Below are 14,960 nucleotides of genomic sequence, written 5' to 3'. Positions count from 1 at the left end.
GCAAGATCCAGCATGGCCTGATTAATTTCAGCTTAAGTTTCAGCATAAAATTCCAGGTCGGGGCATCACTCCCAGGTACTTAATTATTGATAGGTAAATTAATAATAAACTCCGTTCCTTCACCTTCCTTTGTCTCTACTTTTATACCTCCGCCATGCGCTTTTACAATATCATAACTTAAAGATAAACCTAACCCTGTTCCTTCGCCTGTTGGCTTGGTTGTAAAGAATGGCTGAAATATTTTATCCAATACTTTTTGAGGAATACCATTGCCATTATCCTTCACCGTCAGTTCAACCCCCAAACCCCCTGAAGGGGACTTTACGGACTTTGTGCTAACGGTGACCCCCGGTAAATATTCTTTACCCCCCTTTAGGGGCTGATAGTTATTCTTCTTTTCATTCACCGCGTAAAATGCATTGTTGTATAAATTGAGTAATACCCTTCCGATGTCTTGTGGAACAATATTTATTTTTCCGATGCTTTCATCAAAATCGGTTTGCAATGCTACATTAAAGTTTTTGTCTTTTGCTCTTATACCGTGGTAGGATAGACGAAGATATTCATCTGCCAATGCATTAATATCTGTTAGTTCTTTTTGACCTCGATTTGCCCTTGAATGTTGCAGCATTCCTTTTACAATAGCATCTGCTCGTTTGCCATGATGATTTATTTTTTCTTCATTCTCCTTAATATCTTTTGCAATAGAAATTGCTTCTTCTTTATTACCGGTACTTAATTCATTGGTTAGTTCCGCAATTAATTCTGTATTTACTTCTGAAAAATTATTCACGAAGTTTAAGGGATTTTGTATCTCATGTGCGATGCCTGCAGTTAGTTCACCGAGCGAGGCCATTTTTTCTGCCTGGATGAGTTGCGATTGGGTAGATTTAAGTTCAGTTAATGTTTCTTCAACTTTTTTATTCTGTTGTTGTAATAAAGCGTTGGCCTTTTTCTTCTGTTTATTATTTCGCCATTGAATGTGGGCAAACAGCAAAATTGCCAGTAAAAGAAAGGCCAGCCCTGCTATCGTGAAATATTGTATATTCTTTATTCTCTTTTGCTCTGCATCTTTTTTAGCCTGCTCTGCCTTTGCGATTGCCTGCTTTTTATCGAACTCGTATTGCATTTTGGCCTGTAGTTGCCTTTTCTCTACTTCTTGTTTTTGAAGACTATCGCGATATAACGTATATAATTTATAGTGCTCGTATGCCTGTTTGAAGTTACCTTTTGTACTATCAAGTTTCGTTAGTTCGTAGTAACCGCCCTGTAATTTTTTAATATCCCCCATTGCTTTTGCAGCGGATAGCCCTTTGTTCAAATTTTCAAACACGTCGTTAAGTCGTTGTTGCGTAAAATTCTTTATGGAGTCACCCAGCCCCGGTACGTAGGTATTCAGACCAGGAATTCCATTCTTAAGGCCCGGGATATTTTTGTTACCCAATTTTTTCTGGACCGTCTTTAAAATCTTTTGAACAGAGTCAATTGGATTATCCTGGGAATGTGCGGTAAACGAGTACACTAGCAGGAATAAGAGTAGTGATGTTCTATATAATTTCATGTTCATGTAGATGGCATTTGGATGACAAATTCACTTCTCTCTCCTTCCTTCGTCGCTACTTGTACTCGCCGCATGTGCTTTAATAATCATAATTTCTGTGAATCACAGATTTGCATAGAAGTAAGGATTGCAAAGATTTCGTTTAGGGTGCGAGACTTTTTTTCTGTCATGTCTTCATGTTTTAATTCATGCATTGTTATAAATCAGTGTAATCTTTTAATGCTGTTAATCTGTGATTCAGAAAACATTAATTAAATCCTAGGGTAACGGAATAAGCACCAATGTAATAATCAAAAGGAGATTATAAATCTAAGCATTCTATTGAATAAATTAAATGATTTTTACAAATAGTGCACAAGGATGAAATATCCAGGCAAACTCCGGTGTGTTTTATAGTTATTTTTGTTTCTGGCAACAACTAATCCCAGGCATGACAAAATACATTTCATTAACAGCATTGCTTATCCTATCATTTTTTTCTTCACTACATGCACAGGTGTATGAAAAGCGAACCGTACACGCGGGAGAAAGCTTACCGGAAGTTTCCTATTATCTCTTTCCTTCATTTACAGCCGCAACAGTAAAGTTTAAGAATGGCGGTGAGATGGTTTCGCAGATGAATTTTAACATGCTTATCTGCCAAATGCAATTTATAGACCCGCATGGAGATACGCTGAATGTTGCAAAACTTGCCGATATTGACACGATAGCTTTTGACAGCGTTTCATTTTTTTATAATAAAGGCTATTACGAAATAGTGGCAGCAGCAAATGGTATAAAGCTGGCCGTATTACGAAAGGCAAGCTATGAGCCTGTAAAGATAGGAGCGCTAGGCATCCGGAACCACAGCGGAGCAGGTGTGGAAGATTATTCTTCATTTCTGTTTAAATCGACCCAAAGGAATTAACCCTCAATGAAGACATTGATATAACCCCGGAAACTTCTTTCTTTCTTATTGCCGGTAATGGCGAATTAGTTAAGGCAAACAAGGCCGGTTTTCTTAAACTGTTCGCGAACAATGACGACGCTGTAAAAAATTATCTCAAAAAAAATAAGCCCAATTTTAACCGGGAAAATGACTTGAAAAAACTCCTTGATTTTTGTGCCATGCACGGTTGACCTCAACCTTCGATTACCAGTTTTTTTCCTGCTTTTCAGTGAAGGAAGTAGCGGGTAAATATTTACGGATTAGTTGTAGAGTTGCTTTCCATGTTAAGCCATGCAACTTTTTGCTCTGCATTATTTGCCTCACTGATGATGTGTTGGTATAGCTCGGTTGTCTGCGCTTCAGTCAAACAGGAAGCCCATCCAGATGCCTGCCTCGCGTCGGCGATTAGAGTTTAATCTTAAAACCACCATTCAAAACAAAACCGTCAACAGGTGCATAGATGTCACGGAACACAGGATTGGTAATCGTTCCTTCATAAATCGTGTCAAACTTAGTTTGCCGTGTGTCGGTAAAATTTTCAAAGTTGGCAAAGATTGAAAAGTGTTTCCAGAGTTTTTCAATCATAAATCCGGTTAGCCAATATGCTTTTCCTGTAGCGCCGTCGTTGAGTTTTTGCGGTGAATAATAATATGCCTCTAAACCTGCTTTCAGTTTGTCTTCAATTTCATAAACTAAAACATTATTCAAACGATGTTTTGCAACAAGGGGGAACTCCGTTGTTGTGGCATAATGTTGCTTCACATCTGCAAAAGTGTAACCAATAAAAAGTTTGAAATTTTTATAAATGAGTTTTACGTTTGTTTCAATACCCCTTGTGTCGATAAATCCTTTTGGCTGCAAATATTCATAATAGCCATTTATAAGCCGCGTCAACACTAATGGATTATTAATTCTGGTATAGAAAAAAAGATGGTTGATGCTTAACGAAACGTTACTGTTGAATAAAGTTGTATGGTAGTTAATGTCAAGGTTTCCCCCGTAAGATTTTTCGGCTGCCCGAGTTTTAATGTCAATAGGTAATACGTTTTTGAACTGAATTTTTTCAGCATCTTCTGTAAAGACGTTTGGAATTTTGTAGCCCAATCCTCCACCAACCCGAGAAGTGAAATGCTTACTTATTTTAAATAAAGCAGAAAGCCTTGGTAAAAGGAAAAAGCCAAAGTCGTTTTGATAATCGCCACGCAACCCCGTTTCAAGTGTAATAATTTTTGTAACGGTCCATGTGTTTTGTACAAATGCGCCGATTGTATTTTGATTGTAATTAACGGGAACAATTGTATCCTTTTTATCCTGCGTAAATTTATCTGTAAGAAAATTTATTCCGCCAATCCATTCCACCCGTTCTTTTTTGTAATTGAGATTTACCTCACTGTAAGATGAAAGTTGCACACCGGAAAATATGTAACCGGGAGTCTGAATCGAACGGTTGTAATAACTTAAGCTGTTTTTGAAACTGAATTTTACCTGGTCATTTATTGTATGCTCAACAGAAAGTTGCGTACTGTAACGATTGGTTTTGTTTTTTTCAAAGTAAGAATGAATACTGTCGGCTCGTCCTTCAATATACCTGGTATCGCCGCCAACGCGATTTTCATATGTTGCATTCACTCCGAAATTTGCTGTGGTGTTTTTGGAAAAGTAAAAAAATAGTTTCGGGTTCAATGTGTAACGGTCATACTTTGGAATTGCGGTTAAGCCAATATGTGCAGGGTCGTAAGGTGTGCCGTGATTATAAGATGCAAAAATTGTTGTGCCAACTTTATTAAATTTTTGGGAATAAAAACTGCTTGCATCAAGTCCTAATGCCGACGTGCCATTAACCATAAAATTTAATTCTCTTTCTGATCCCGGACTTTTTGAAATAAGATTTACCAGGCCTGCAATAGCACCGCCTCCGTAAAGTGTGGATGAACTTCCTTTAATTACTTCAACCTGTTTTAAATCAAGCGGAACAATTTGCAATAAACCCAAACCTCCTGAAAAACCTGAATACAGCGGGAATCCATCACGAATTATTTGAGTATATTTTCCGTCGAGCCCTTGTATTCGTATGCTTGAATTGTAACTAGTTGCAGACGTCTGTTGCGTTTGAATGCCTGTGCTTTCATTAAGCATCATTCTTATATCTCCGGGTTTCATGTTTCCTTTTTCCTGCAACTCCTCTCCCGATATAGTTTCTATTCTTGTAGGAATATTAGCAATGGAACGGCTCGTTCTTGTTGATGTAACTACCACTTCATTTTCTTCGTGTTCTTTTTCTGTCAGTTCAATTTCAATTATGCTGTCATTCATTATAGGAAATTCAAACTGGATAACCTTTTCTTGAAAGCCAACATGAGAGAACATTACTTTAAATTTTCCTGCGGGTATGTTTTTAAGTGTAATCAATCCATTGCTGTCGGCAACTGCCGATTTATTTAAAATTCTGATAGCTGCAGTAGTACCTTGCAGGGGCCTTTTATCTGCGTCTTTAACAATTGCTTTAAAAGTATGCTGTGCATACATATTCAATGTAAATAGCAGCGTTATGCAATAAATAAATATAGATTTCATCATTTTAAAACAGGCCGATAAATTCTGTGTTAAAAAAATAAGAAGCTATCAACGCTAAAATTCATCTGCATCGGTTGGTGCATCTTGACATAGGCATAATCATTCGTATTTACAGTACTTCCTGCGATTCCTGGTTAGGTTCAATATGGATTAGCACATGCCCTAACTGCGGAATTTGTTCACGTAAGCAGTCTTTAAGTTTATGTGCAATATTGTGTCCATGCTGAACTGTTATGCCCGCATCAACCGTTGCATGAAGGTCTACATGATATTGCATCCCCGACTTCCGGATAAAACATTTTTCGGTGGAAATTATTCCAGTTACGGTCAATGAAACTTTTCTAATCTCTTCAACTAAATCGTCAAATGAATGTTCATCCATAACTTCTCCGAGAGCAGGTCTGAAAATTAAGTAACTGTTGTAATAGATAAAACCTGAAGCAAAAAGAGCAGCCCAGTCGTCTGCTGATTCATAACCTTTGCCTAAGATTAATGCAACTGATATCCCGATGAATGCAGCTATAGAAGTGATAGCATCACTTCGATGATGCCACGCATCGGCTTTTAATGATGAGCTGTTTGTTTCATTGCCGCGCTTTATTACCACACGATATGAAATTTCCTTCCACACGATTATCGGTCCAAGAACAAAAAGTGTCCAAAGTTTTGGTAGGTGATGAGGAGTGCCAATATTTTTTATACTTTCATAAGCAATGATAGTAGCCGAAGTAATCAGGAAGCCAACAACAAGGAAGGTAATAAGTGGTTCAGCTTTTCCATGTCCGTAGGGATGATTTTTGTCGGCAGGGCGATTGGCATATTTTAATCCGAACAAAACCAAAAAGGACGAAAAAATATCGGTTGTTGATTCAATAGCATCTGCAATTAAAGCATACGAATTTCCAAAAACGCCTGCTATTCCTTTAATTACTGCTAAACCGGCATTCCCAATTATACTAAAATAGGTCGTTCTTATTGCAGCCTGCTCATTGGTTCGTCGTGTTTCAATCCTTTTAGTCATTACAATTTAATGATGTTGTCTCTTTAAAAGTATGCGAAGATAACGGTGCGAATCTTTATTATTTGTTCGGATGTTTAAAAAAACATCATAAAAAGTAAATACCTGATAAGGCAATGCATTCCGCATCCGGGTACGCTAAACGATATTTGACTGAATATCAGGGATAATAATGATAACTTTAAGCAATAAAAAATAGCTGATTTTAATAATTGATAAGACTTGAATAAAAGCACGAGCCTAAAACCCTTTGCAATGTTCTTGATTCTGTTAAAGGAAAGAAATTAGAACAACCACATCCGTGGTATTTAATTCCCACCGTTACCTTCCCCCTGTAATCCAATTACTATTTTTCTTCAGGAGATCACCAGTTAATACACTGATTTGGTCATATTTACATTAAAGCTTTACGACAAGCTGTTCTGGCATGATTTTCTTATACCATCAATGTAAGGGTTGCTTCTGTTATCCGGCTGTTTTTTTTGTAACAATCAGCATTCACCCTCACATAAAATAAACTACTATGGCCAATTTGCATGTTCAACAAAAGAAGAAAAATTATTTATGGGTATGGATTATTATTATCCTGTTGATTACGGCAGGCTTATATTATTACCTTAATTATTACAATAAAGGAATTAAGCCTGGCTCCGGAAATGCCCTAACATATCCTGTCCACAGCAAGCTGTATTACTCAAATCTATTTGTAAATAAAAGGACCACCCTATTTGCGCACGCGTAAATTTTTAACCTATAAAACATTATAACATGAACAAAGAAACAATAGTTGTTAACGACCACCTGCAGGAACTGCGTTCAAGCGGTTTCGAGATGGTAAAAGGCGAACCAGACATTCGGGGCTGGAAAGTACGTAACTCCAATGAAGTAACTATAGGAAAGATCAAAGAACTTCTCTTTGACGTTTATTCCAAAAAAGTGAGGTATATTATTGTAGATCTTGACGGAAAGCCCCTGAACCTTTTATCACGGGACGTAATAATTCCGGTAGGCCTGGCCGAACTGGATCAAACTGAAAACGTGGTGTATCTCCCTGATGTAACCGTCGGGCACCTCGCTAAACTCCCAGAATACAAAAAAGGCAAGATTACATTCAAAACAGAAAGAGACATCCGTGATGTATTCATGCCCGATAATTCGAAAGCTGCAGACAAACTTGCCGACTTTGAAGCTTCCAACAATCCTGAAAGAGAAGCGTTCTATAATAATGAATTCTACGACGAATCCCGGATGTTAAAGAGGAGAAGGATGGCGGAAAAATTAGAAAACAGAACTTATGAAAAAGAAAAAGAGTTAACTGATAATGAAAAGATACGTAATAGCGATACGGTACAAGCCGGCAACGTCGCTTATATTCCTGATGAAAAAGACCCGTCCCTTTTAAGAAAAGTGAAGATTATCAGAGACACTGATTAGAATTTTAAAGTAATCTTAATTTATTCATATTCCCGGTGGTTCGCATTATACGAACCACTTTTTTATTGTGCCGGCCCGTTATCGTTTAAGCCACCGTTAGATGCGATGTATGATAACAAAATTGTTTGTATAACGGGAACCGTAAGCTCACAAAAGCAGGCAGGAAATTATTATCACCGACTGTCTATTCACCAAAATTTAAAGAAATACCCAATAATAAACTGCCTGGTGAAGCATAAAACCAAATATGGCAAATAAGTATGGGAAATAATTATTCTTATTTCGAATATCATACAACGTTAGAGCTGCTAATATCGAATATATAATTGCATATTGCACATTCTGTGTTAACAGGTCCGACATCCCTAAAAGGCTTCCCCCTATTCGTCCCCATGTTGGTCCTAGTAAAACCAGTGCCGATGCAATCATGTAACGCATGTGTTTTGAACTCTCTTTCCTGTAGTAGATCGCCAATGAATAAAATGTAATTAATAGAACCCCATCACCCAGCGGAAAAAATAAATTGGCCCTCTCTTCCGTACGGATGATTTTTAGTATTTGCGGAATGAATGATACAATCAATAATGGAAAAACGAAATAGGAGAGTTTACCTACCTTACGATGAAGAGCATTTTTTTTATTTAAAATTAAGAAAGGCTGAACGATCAATAGCAATACCCAAATAGAAGCAATAAAGGCATGGAGATGAACAAACACAGTTATGTTTGCACCGAAGTTCGGGAATGGTTGAAAATAGCTTCTGTAAAACCCTGCGAATATTAATGGTATCAATAAAAGCAAAAAGTAGCCGAGGTATTTGTATGTTCTATCCATTTTATGTTTTTTTTGTTTGCACCTAAAAGTTTATTCCTGTTATTAAAAAAAGCGCGCTTAAAATAAATAAGACAATGATGAAAGGTGTAATAAATTTCAGCCAGGCTTTATAGCTTACCTGCACCATAAGCAAAGCAGGGAAAACTGACCCTGTGGGAGAAATTAAAAACATAATGCCGATGCCGAATAAATAGGAATTTACAATTTCCCTTCCCGGAATATTCATAATAATAGCCAAAGCCCCGATAATAGGCATTGTAAGTACTGCCATGCCGGACGACGAACTTACCAGGATGGCAAAGAAAAAATAAAACAGCATTAGGAGTAAAATAAAAATGACCGGTGAAAAATGTTGAACCAGGTTGGAAGCATAAAAAAGAATAGAGTCCCCTACAAGGCCGGCATTTAAAACAATGGTTACACCTCTTGCCAGCCCTACTATTAATGCAACCGAAAGTAAATTTTCTGCGCCCTTTACAAATTCCATCACAAATGTTTTTTCTTTCATCCGGTCGATAATGGCTACAAGTATAGATGAGGCAAAAAACAAGGCAGACATCTCTGTAGTCCACCAGTTAAAAAATACAATACCTACAATCATGCTGGTAAACGTGAGCATAAATATCAACAACAATAATTTTGTTTTAGTACCTAATTTTACCAGCATTTCTCCCGCATCTACCTGCATTTCAAAAGGGGATTTTGTGATGCCATCTGTTTTATAAACAATGGAATTTAAAGGGTCTTTTTTTACTTTAGCTGCGTACCTGAGAATGTACCACGCCAGCAAGGTAGTAGCAATGCCAAAAAATAAAAGCCGTTCATAAAGGCCGTTGATCCAATTGATGCCGGCGGCGTTCGAGGCAATGATAGCAGAAAACGGATTGGTAAAACTCGCAATAAAACCAGTAGCGGCACCTCCAAAAACAATGGCCAACGGAACCATTACATCATATGCCGCAGCCATAAAAAGCGGCACTAACACAGGATAAAACACAATTGACTCCACGTCCATGCCATAAGAGCCGCCAAGGAAGGAAAAGATAAAAACCAAAATAACGATCAACAATCTTTCTTTGCCATTCATCCGCTGCGCTAAATATTTTACGCCCCTAAACATGGCACCAGTTTTATTAAAAACACTCATAAAGCCACCTATAAATAAAATAAATAAAACAATATCAATGCTGTCTATTATACCTTTTACAGGAGCCTGCAGAATTTGAACAATCCCTTGCGGCCTGTTTCCCAATTTTTGATAAGTATTGGGAACTGATATTGGTTTGCGGATATCACCATTTATAAATTTTTGCAGCAGAATTTTTATCGAGAGGCTGTCGAGTGTTCGTTGCCTGAAAGGCAACGTTACCGTGCCAGACGCAGAAGAAATTACAAACCCCTTATTACCATCCGCGGATAATTTACTGTACTGCCCGGCAGGCAATAACCAGGTCGTTATTGCGGCCAAAATAATTGCTAACATCATTAATGTAAGTGGCGTGGGCAGACTTTTGAGTCTAATAATCTTCATTCTTAAATTTTGGTAATTTGTTTTAATATCCTGTTTACAAATAACTTAGCCATCTTTTTTCTTTATGGGTTTGTTTATAGTTATCAAACTTTTTGCAGATAGGATATAGCAGTGAAATAAGTCCAATCCAAACTGCATATACAACCCAGAGAGAGAACCCGTATCCCTTCATCGCCGGCACACGACCAATCCAATTTGGTAAAATAAATAGCCGCCAGCCGAAACTAGAAAGCTGCGAGAACAACATAGCCGTCAAATGAAGAAGATAAAGATGCAGGATATAATAAAAGAAAGGTACTCTCCCAAAAGTACAAAAGAAGTTGACCACTTTCCCTCTCAGGTTTTCGCTATTGGCAAGAAATATAAAAGCGGCACCTAATGTCATTAATAAATATAAAAGTGAGGGTGGATATTTGGCTGGGTTTAAAAATGAAATGAGTTCTTTTGAAAATGTATTATAATGCTGCCATGGCGTAGGATCACCATACAAATTTATTCCTCTTAATATAATAAAGAGGGCTAACGAAGAAAACCCGATGATATTAAATATTTTTCTTCGCCTGGTACTATCGAATGATTTGTCGTAAAACGGGCCGAAGCAATAACCCAGCGACATCACAGCGATCCAGGGAATCAGCGGATACCCAACGTTCAAATGAGAATCGGCACCAAACGGAAATGAGTGCCGTTCATGTATGATTGACCATAAAAGACTGTCACCAAAATGAACATTGTCAAGCAGGTTATGAGCAAAAATAACGAGACAGCTTAACGGTAACAAAAACTTTCTCGGCACATGAATAAGAACTCCCAGCACAATCATGCTTACACCTAACGACCATATGACCTGTAAATTGAAAGCCCTAAACCGGATATCAAAATACCACGCGAAGTCAACGATGATTAATTCAACAAAAACCAGCCACAGCCCACGTGTAATTAAAAACATGGAGAGTTCGTTTTTGGTCTTTCTCCTGCCGGCAAAGAATGCTGAAAGCCCCGCAAGAAAACAAAAAATGGGTGCACAAAAATGCGTGATCCATCTTGTAAAGAAAATGGCCAGCGTAGTATGGGTTGGATCTGCAGGGTCAAAAAAGTTGGCTGAATAATGGAAATAATCCCTGATATGGTCCAGCGCCATTATTACCATCACCAGCCCTTTTAAAAGGTCAACTGATTCAATCCTGTTTTTTGTTAGTGAGGTCACCATGTTGTTTTATTGATTTGCGAAATATCTATTGTAATTTTCTCGTATCCGTGTAACCGTTAGAGCCGCTAACTTTTAATGCAATGGGCAAAATTTTTTGCTATTATTTTTCTTTTTAATCCCGAAAATATAGAAGTCGTACCACTCAATCATGGTGCCTACAGCTGAAGCTGTAATGATTGGTACTAATTCTTTATTGGTTGATTGATTGACTTCCATTTTAATTTTGTGGTTGGGTAATCGGTTTTCTAACTGCTATGATTCTGATGAAATAAATAATAGATAAAACGCCGATGAATACGGTAATTCCTATTATCTCCTTTGCCTGCAATTGCATAATAAAACAACCAAGTGCCACCAGCGCCGTAATAGGAATAATAAGTCCCCCGGGGATTTTAAATGTGCCTGGTCGGTCAACCTTTTTTTTGAGCCTGAATTTTATAGTTGCCAGTACAACACCAACGTACAGCAGCAATAAGGACGCTGAAACAATTATTGCCAATTGCCTGAAGCCACCTGAAACGGCCACAAAAAAAGCAATTACCGAGAAGGTAATAATTGCATTGGCAGGCGTAGCGAACCTGGGATGAATTTTCGCAAGATACCCGGGTAGTAACTTGTCCTCGGCTCCGGCCAACATTACCCTGGGGAAAGCTAATGGAAGAGAATTTAATATGCCAAAAATGGCAACTAATGAGGCCACAATAACAATGGTGTGACCGATTGGCCCGATAGCTTTATCAGCCACTTCTGCCAACGGCGCTTCCTTATAATTCGCAAGGTCTGAACCTAATACGCCCTGGGCAGCTAATTGAACAAAACAGAAGATGACGATAGTTGCCACCATGCCATAGAGAATTCCGAGAGGTGCTGTGCGGCTGGGGTTTTTCATTTCGCCACCTATATTCAATGCGGTTTCGCCGCCGGCGAAAGCAAAAAATAATACGAGCGACACTTCGCCTAAATTTTGAAATGATGGTAGATGGTCCATGCGAAGGTTCGATAATTTTGATCCCCAAAAGCCGATTACAACGAGCAGAAAAAGCGGTACCAGTTTTATAAGCGTAACCAGTTTTATGAGCTTCATTCCCTGTTTTACACCACGGATGTTTATATAAGCGGAAAAGCCAATGAGTACCAGGAAAAGCATCGCCCTGTAAAAAGGAATATTAAAAATGGGGAACGCTACTGATAAAATATCGGTAAACCCATTCACCAATGCAGCGGTTACAAATACACCCACCCCAAACCAGAACAAGGTATTGGAAATAAAACCTGCGTAGGGGCCGAAAGCCTTTTCAATATAAGCATAAGAGCCGCCGGAGCAAGTAACCTGGCTGCTGATTTCTGCATAACACAACATTACCAACAAAAAAAGTAAACCACAGGCGATGTAGGCAAATATGCTGGCGTTGCCGAGGGCACCTGCTACGATTGCTGGCAATAAAAATATACCACTTCCAATGGTATTATTGATAACATTAATAAAAATGCCCCAAACGCCAACCTCTCTTTTCAGGCCTTCACCTTGATTGCTGGTTGCATTGTCAGAATTTATTTCCTTGTTTATGGGGTTACCCGGATTTTCTAATGCGATCATGTAAAAAGATCTTTTTAATGGGTTATGAAGATTTAATATTTACCGATGATTTTATTGCCTGTACTAAACCGAATAGCCCGCTATATAAATAGCCTTCGTGGCTAAATCCACCGTTCCCACGCCCCACACCCGGATCGTATTTACCCATGTAAAATCTTTTGAAGAAGTGAATAAGGTTACGTTCTCTCTCAGGTCGGAGATGCTACTGTCTTTCCGGGGTATAGCAATCCCATCAGCTTTAAGCGAAGTTTTCGATCCGTCTTGTGTTATTATTTCCGCATGCATGTCAAGCTGGAAACGGCCGTCTGCCCTTATGTGTAAGTAGTCGACTCCTGTTACTGTGCCGCTAAGTTTTGGGCCACTTGCTTTACCGGAAAAATGAACATCAAACCTTGCTCCTTCGGATGAGAGTTGTATTTTACCAGTCATCAGTTCTTCAAAGCTTACTCCGTATTCCTGTATGTCGGTAATGTTTACGGTGTATTCGTAAACAGGATTACCCATTTCAATGGTGCGCATATTTTTTGCTTTATGCCTACTCTAACAGGTTTTCGGCTTACCCCTATTTTCGGGTTTTTCGGCAGCAGGTTACTTTTTCAGAAGGGGCATTAATATTAAGATGCAGTCATACAAAACAAATAATTCGAATCAGCAAGGTTTTTAATGGTGGATATACTGGCAACGATTTCATAACCATACTCACCTGTCAACGTATATTTCCCAAATACTACAGCAGTCGTTTTCGTTAATCGAATCTAACTGGTTTATTGCAATTAACAATATTTCTTTTTCCAACTTCGTCTACCCTATTCAACGGTAGAGGAATCGTGCGTCAACTGGTAGCTTTGAAATAGAGAAGGAAGAGCATATAATACATGATTGAATAGAGTTACGATAGGAAGTAACAGCATTGATTTAAATTAAACATCAGCAAACCACCAACAAAAAGTCGCCGAATCACCGGTACCGGTGAAGTTCAAGAGTTATTTTCACTTCAAATCTCTTATATAACGGATACGTTTACCCGAAATCTCCCGGCGGGAAAAGTTAATTATATTCTATTTATATAATAGAAATCAATGATGTTGCGCCGGGGTTTCACAGGGGATTTATTATGATTGAAAGTGTACTGTGAAAACATTGCCGGGACGGGAAAGAGGACTATGCGCCCTTGAATCGCTTATTAACATAATGTTTTTTAAAAGCTGAAATTATTGATGACCAGGATTTATAAATCACATTTTTCTTTGTTAAAGCATGTTCCGAAATGATTACTTTTATTCTTTGAAAAATAATTATTTAAACTATTAAACTCACAACAATGAAAAAAATCATGGTGTCAAAAGGCCTTGTCTTAGCCTTGTTAGGAGTATTCATAAGCTCACTTGTTTTGGCGCAAGCTGAAGATAAATCGAAGCGGCCCAGCCCGCCGGCAACTGCCACCGGCACAGTAGCGGGAGCAACTGTTACCGTTGATTACAGCAGCCCCGCGGTGAAAGGAAGAAAGATTTGGGGTGGGCTGGTTCCATATGGCGAAGTGTGGCGGACAGGAGCCAATGAAGCTACTATTTTTGAAACAGATAAGGATATCGTGGTGGAAGGTAAAAATCTGCCTGCCGGAAAATATAGCTTATATACTATACCGGGAGAAAAAGAATGGGTGATTATTTTTAATTCCAAGACGGGACAGTGGGGTGTAAAAAATGATGAAAGTACAACCGAGGAGCCTGCCAGCGATGTATTACGCGTAACCGTTAAGCCGGTTAAATCAGCAAGTTTCAACGAACGAATGAAATTTGTGATAGATAACAACGGCTTTGCCCTTGATTGGGAAAATCTGGAAGTGCCGGTTTCAATAAAATAACACTCTTTGCTTTTTGAAATTGCCTGGTATTATAACTAATAATACCAGGCAATTTTATTTACATCCTTTCCATCTTTGATGAGAAGTAAGAAAATAGCGGGCTGTGCTATCATAAAAATGATACCTGGTATCCTGTAAATCATGTATAACTATTACGACTACCCGAATAATCCTATGATCGCTGACTATGTAACGAAGACAGGGTTATAAGCATAAATGATTTTTAATAATGAAGCTATTAATTTTAAGTTACGATTTACCCCCGAAGTTTCCATTTTGAGTATCTATTTCCCCTATTCGGAATAAATATTTTTGCAGGCATCGATTTCGCTGCATCTAACCCGTTGATTATCAATAAACTATTTTTTTTGGCAGATTTTTATATGTATAGATAACAACAAATCATTTT

Annotated in this window: 11 protein-coding genes; 3 read left to right on the top strand and 8 right to left on the bottom strand. The window is 38.2% G+C overall.

Translation table 11 applies throughout. From position 1 onward, the window contains the following. Nucleotides 1-79: 79 nt before the first annotated feature. The gene (locus FW778_RS09125) at nt 80-1,567 is read right to left on the bottom strand and encodes a sensor histidine kinase (RefSeq protein WP_202552135.1); all 1,488 of its coding nucleotides are present in this window, start codon (nt 1,565-1,567) and stop codon (nt 80-82) included. Between the two features lie 424 nt (nt 1,568-1,991). On the opposite strand from FW778_RS09125, the gene FW778_RS09120 reads away from it, so the two are divergent. After that, entirely contained in the window at nt 1,992-2,468 is a 477-nt protein-coding gene (locus tag FW778_RS09120; RefSeq protein WP_150414286.1) for a hypothetical protein, read from the top strand. Between the two features lie 426 nt (nt 2,469-2,894). Here FW778_RS09120 and FW778_RS09115 read toward each other — a convergent pair whose 3' ends face one another. Both FW778_RS09115 and FW778_RS09110 read right to left on the bottom strand, forming a co-directional pair. Further along, on the bottom strand, nt 2,895-5,066 hold the full coding sequence (locus FW778_RS09115; protein ID WP_235906164.1) for a TonB-dependent receptor: 2,172 nt from the start codon (nt 5,064-5,066) through the stop codon (nt 2,895-2,897). Between the two features lie 106 nt (nt 5,067-5,172). Then, the gene (locus FW778_RS09110) at nt 5,173-6,084 is read right to left on the bottom strand and encodes a cation diffusion facilitator family transporter (protein ID WP_150414285.1); all 912 of its coding nucleotides are present in this window, start codon (nt 6,082-6,084) and stop codon (nt 5,173-5,175) included. A 765-nt stretch (nt 6,085-6,849) separates the two neighbouring features. Here FW778_RS09110 and FW778_RS09105 point away from each other — a divergent pair. Continuing rightward, nucleotides 6,850-7,515, top strand: a complete 666-nt coding sequence (locus FW778_RS09105) for a PRC-barrel domain-containing protein (RefSeq protein ID WP_150414284.1) — start codon at nt 6,850-6,852, stop codon at nt 7,513-7,515. A 198-nt stretch (nt 7,516-7,713) separates the two neighbouring features. On the opposite strand, the gene FW778_RS09100 is transcribed toward FW778_RS09105, so the two are convergent. From FW778_RS09100 to FW778_RS09080, 5 genes are all read right to left on the bottom strand, one after another. Further along, entirely contained in the window at nt 7,714-8,349 is a 636-nt protein-coding gene (locus tag FW778_RS09100; RefSeq protein ID WP_150414283.1) for a hypothetical protein, read from the bottom strand. Nucleotides 8,350-8,371: 22 nt separating this feature from the next. Then, entirely contained in the window at nt 8,372-9,880 is a 1,509-nt protein-coding gene (locus FW778_RS09095; RefSeq protein WP_150414282.1) for a YfcC family protein, read from the bottom strand. A 34-nt stretch (nt 9,881-9,914) separates the two neighbouring features. Next, nucleotides 9,915-11,090, bottom strand: a complete 1,176-nt coding sequence (locus FW778_RS09090; protein WP_150414281.1) for a DUF1624 domain-containing protein — start codon at nt 11,088-11,090, stop codon at nt 9,915-9,917. Between the two features lie 217 nt (nt 11,091-11,307). Continuing rightward, on the bottom strand, nt 11,308-12,687 hold the full coding sequence (locus FW778_RS09085; RefSeq protein WP_150414280.1) for an APC family permease: 1,380 nt from the start codon (nt 12,685-12,687) through the stop codon (nt 11,308-11,310). Nucleotides 12,688-12,750: 63 nt separating this feature from the next. Continuing rightward, a complete protein-coding gene (locus FW778_RS09080; RefSeq protein WP_150414279.1) occupies nt 12,751-13,206 on the bottom strand; it encodes a DUF3237 family protein in 456 nt (151 codons plus the stop codon). Nucleotides 13,207-14,008: 802 nt separating this feature from the next. Between FW778_RS09080 and FW778_RS09075 the strand changes: the two genes are divergently transcribed. Then, nucleotides 14,009-14,551 (top strand): DUF2911 domain-containing protein, encoded by a 543-nt coding sequence (locus FW778_RS09075; RefSeq protein WP_150414278.1) that lies wholly within the window; start codon nt 14,009-14,011, stop codon nt 14,549-14,551. Nucleotides 14,552-14,960: the final 409 nt, after the last annotated feature.

It is taken from the genome of Ginsengibacter hankyongi (genome assembly GCF_008710285.1).
Taxonomy (GTDB): domain Bacteria; phylum Bacteroidota; class Bacteroidia; order Chitinophagales; family Chitinophagaceae; genus Ginsengibacter; species Ginsengibacter hankyongi.
The sequence above is the reverse complement of the archived record's forward strand: the minus strand, read 5'-3'. Positions and strand labels throughout refer to the sequence as shown.

Coding starts and splice junctions, on each gene's coding strand:
- FW778_RS09100 (WP_150414283.1), bottom strand. CDS start 8,349: ATGGATAGAACATACAAATACCTCGGCTACTTTTTGCTTTTATTGATA.
- FW778_RS09075 (WP_150414278.1), top strand. CDS start 14,009: ATGAAAAAAATCATGGTGTCAAAAGGCCTTGTCTTAGCCTTGTTAGGA.
- FW778_RS09105 (WP_150414284.1), top strand. CDS start 6,850: ATGAACAAAGAAACAATAGTTGTTAACGACCACCTGCAGGAACTGCGT.
- FW778_RS09125 (WP_202552135.1), bottom strand. CDS start 1,567: ATGAACATGAAATTATATAGAACATCACTACTCTTATTCCTGCTAGTG.
- FW778_RS09095 (WP_150414282.1), bottom strand. CDS start 9,880: ATGAAGATTATTAGACTCAAAAGTCTGCCCACGCCACTTACATTAATG.
- FW778_RS09110 (WP_150414285.1), bottom strand. CDS start 6,084: ATGACTAAAAGGATTGAAACACGACGAACCAATGAGCAGGCTGCAATA.
- FW778_RS09085 (WP_150414280.1), bottom strand. CDS start 12,687: ATGATCGCATTAGAAAATCCGGGTAACCCCATAAACAAGGAAATAAAT.
- FW778_RS09120 (WP_150414286.1), top strand. CDS start 1,992: ATGACAAAATACATTTCATTAACAGCATTGCTTATCCTATCATTTTTT.
- FW778_RS09090 (WP_150414281.1), bottom strand. CDS start 11,090: ATGGTGACCTCACTAACAAAAAACAGGATTGAATCAGTTGACCTTTTA.
- FW778_RS09115 (WP_235906164.1), bottom strand. CDS start 5,066: ATGATGAAATCTATATTTATTTATTGCATAACGCTGCTATTTACATTG.
- FW778_RS09080 (WP_150414279.1), bottom strand. CDS start 13,206: ATGCGCACCATTGAAATGGGTAATCCTGTTTACGAATACACCGTAAAC.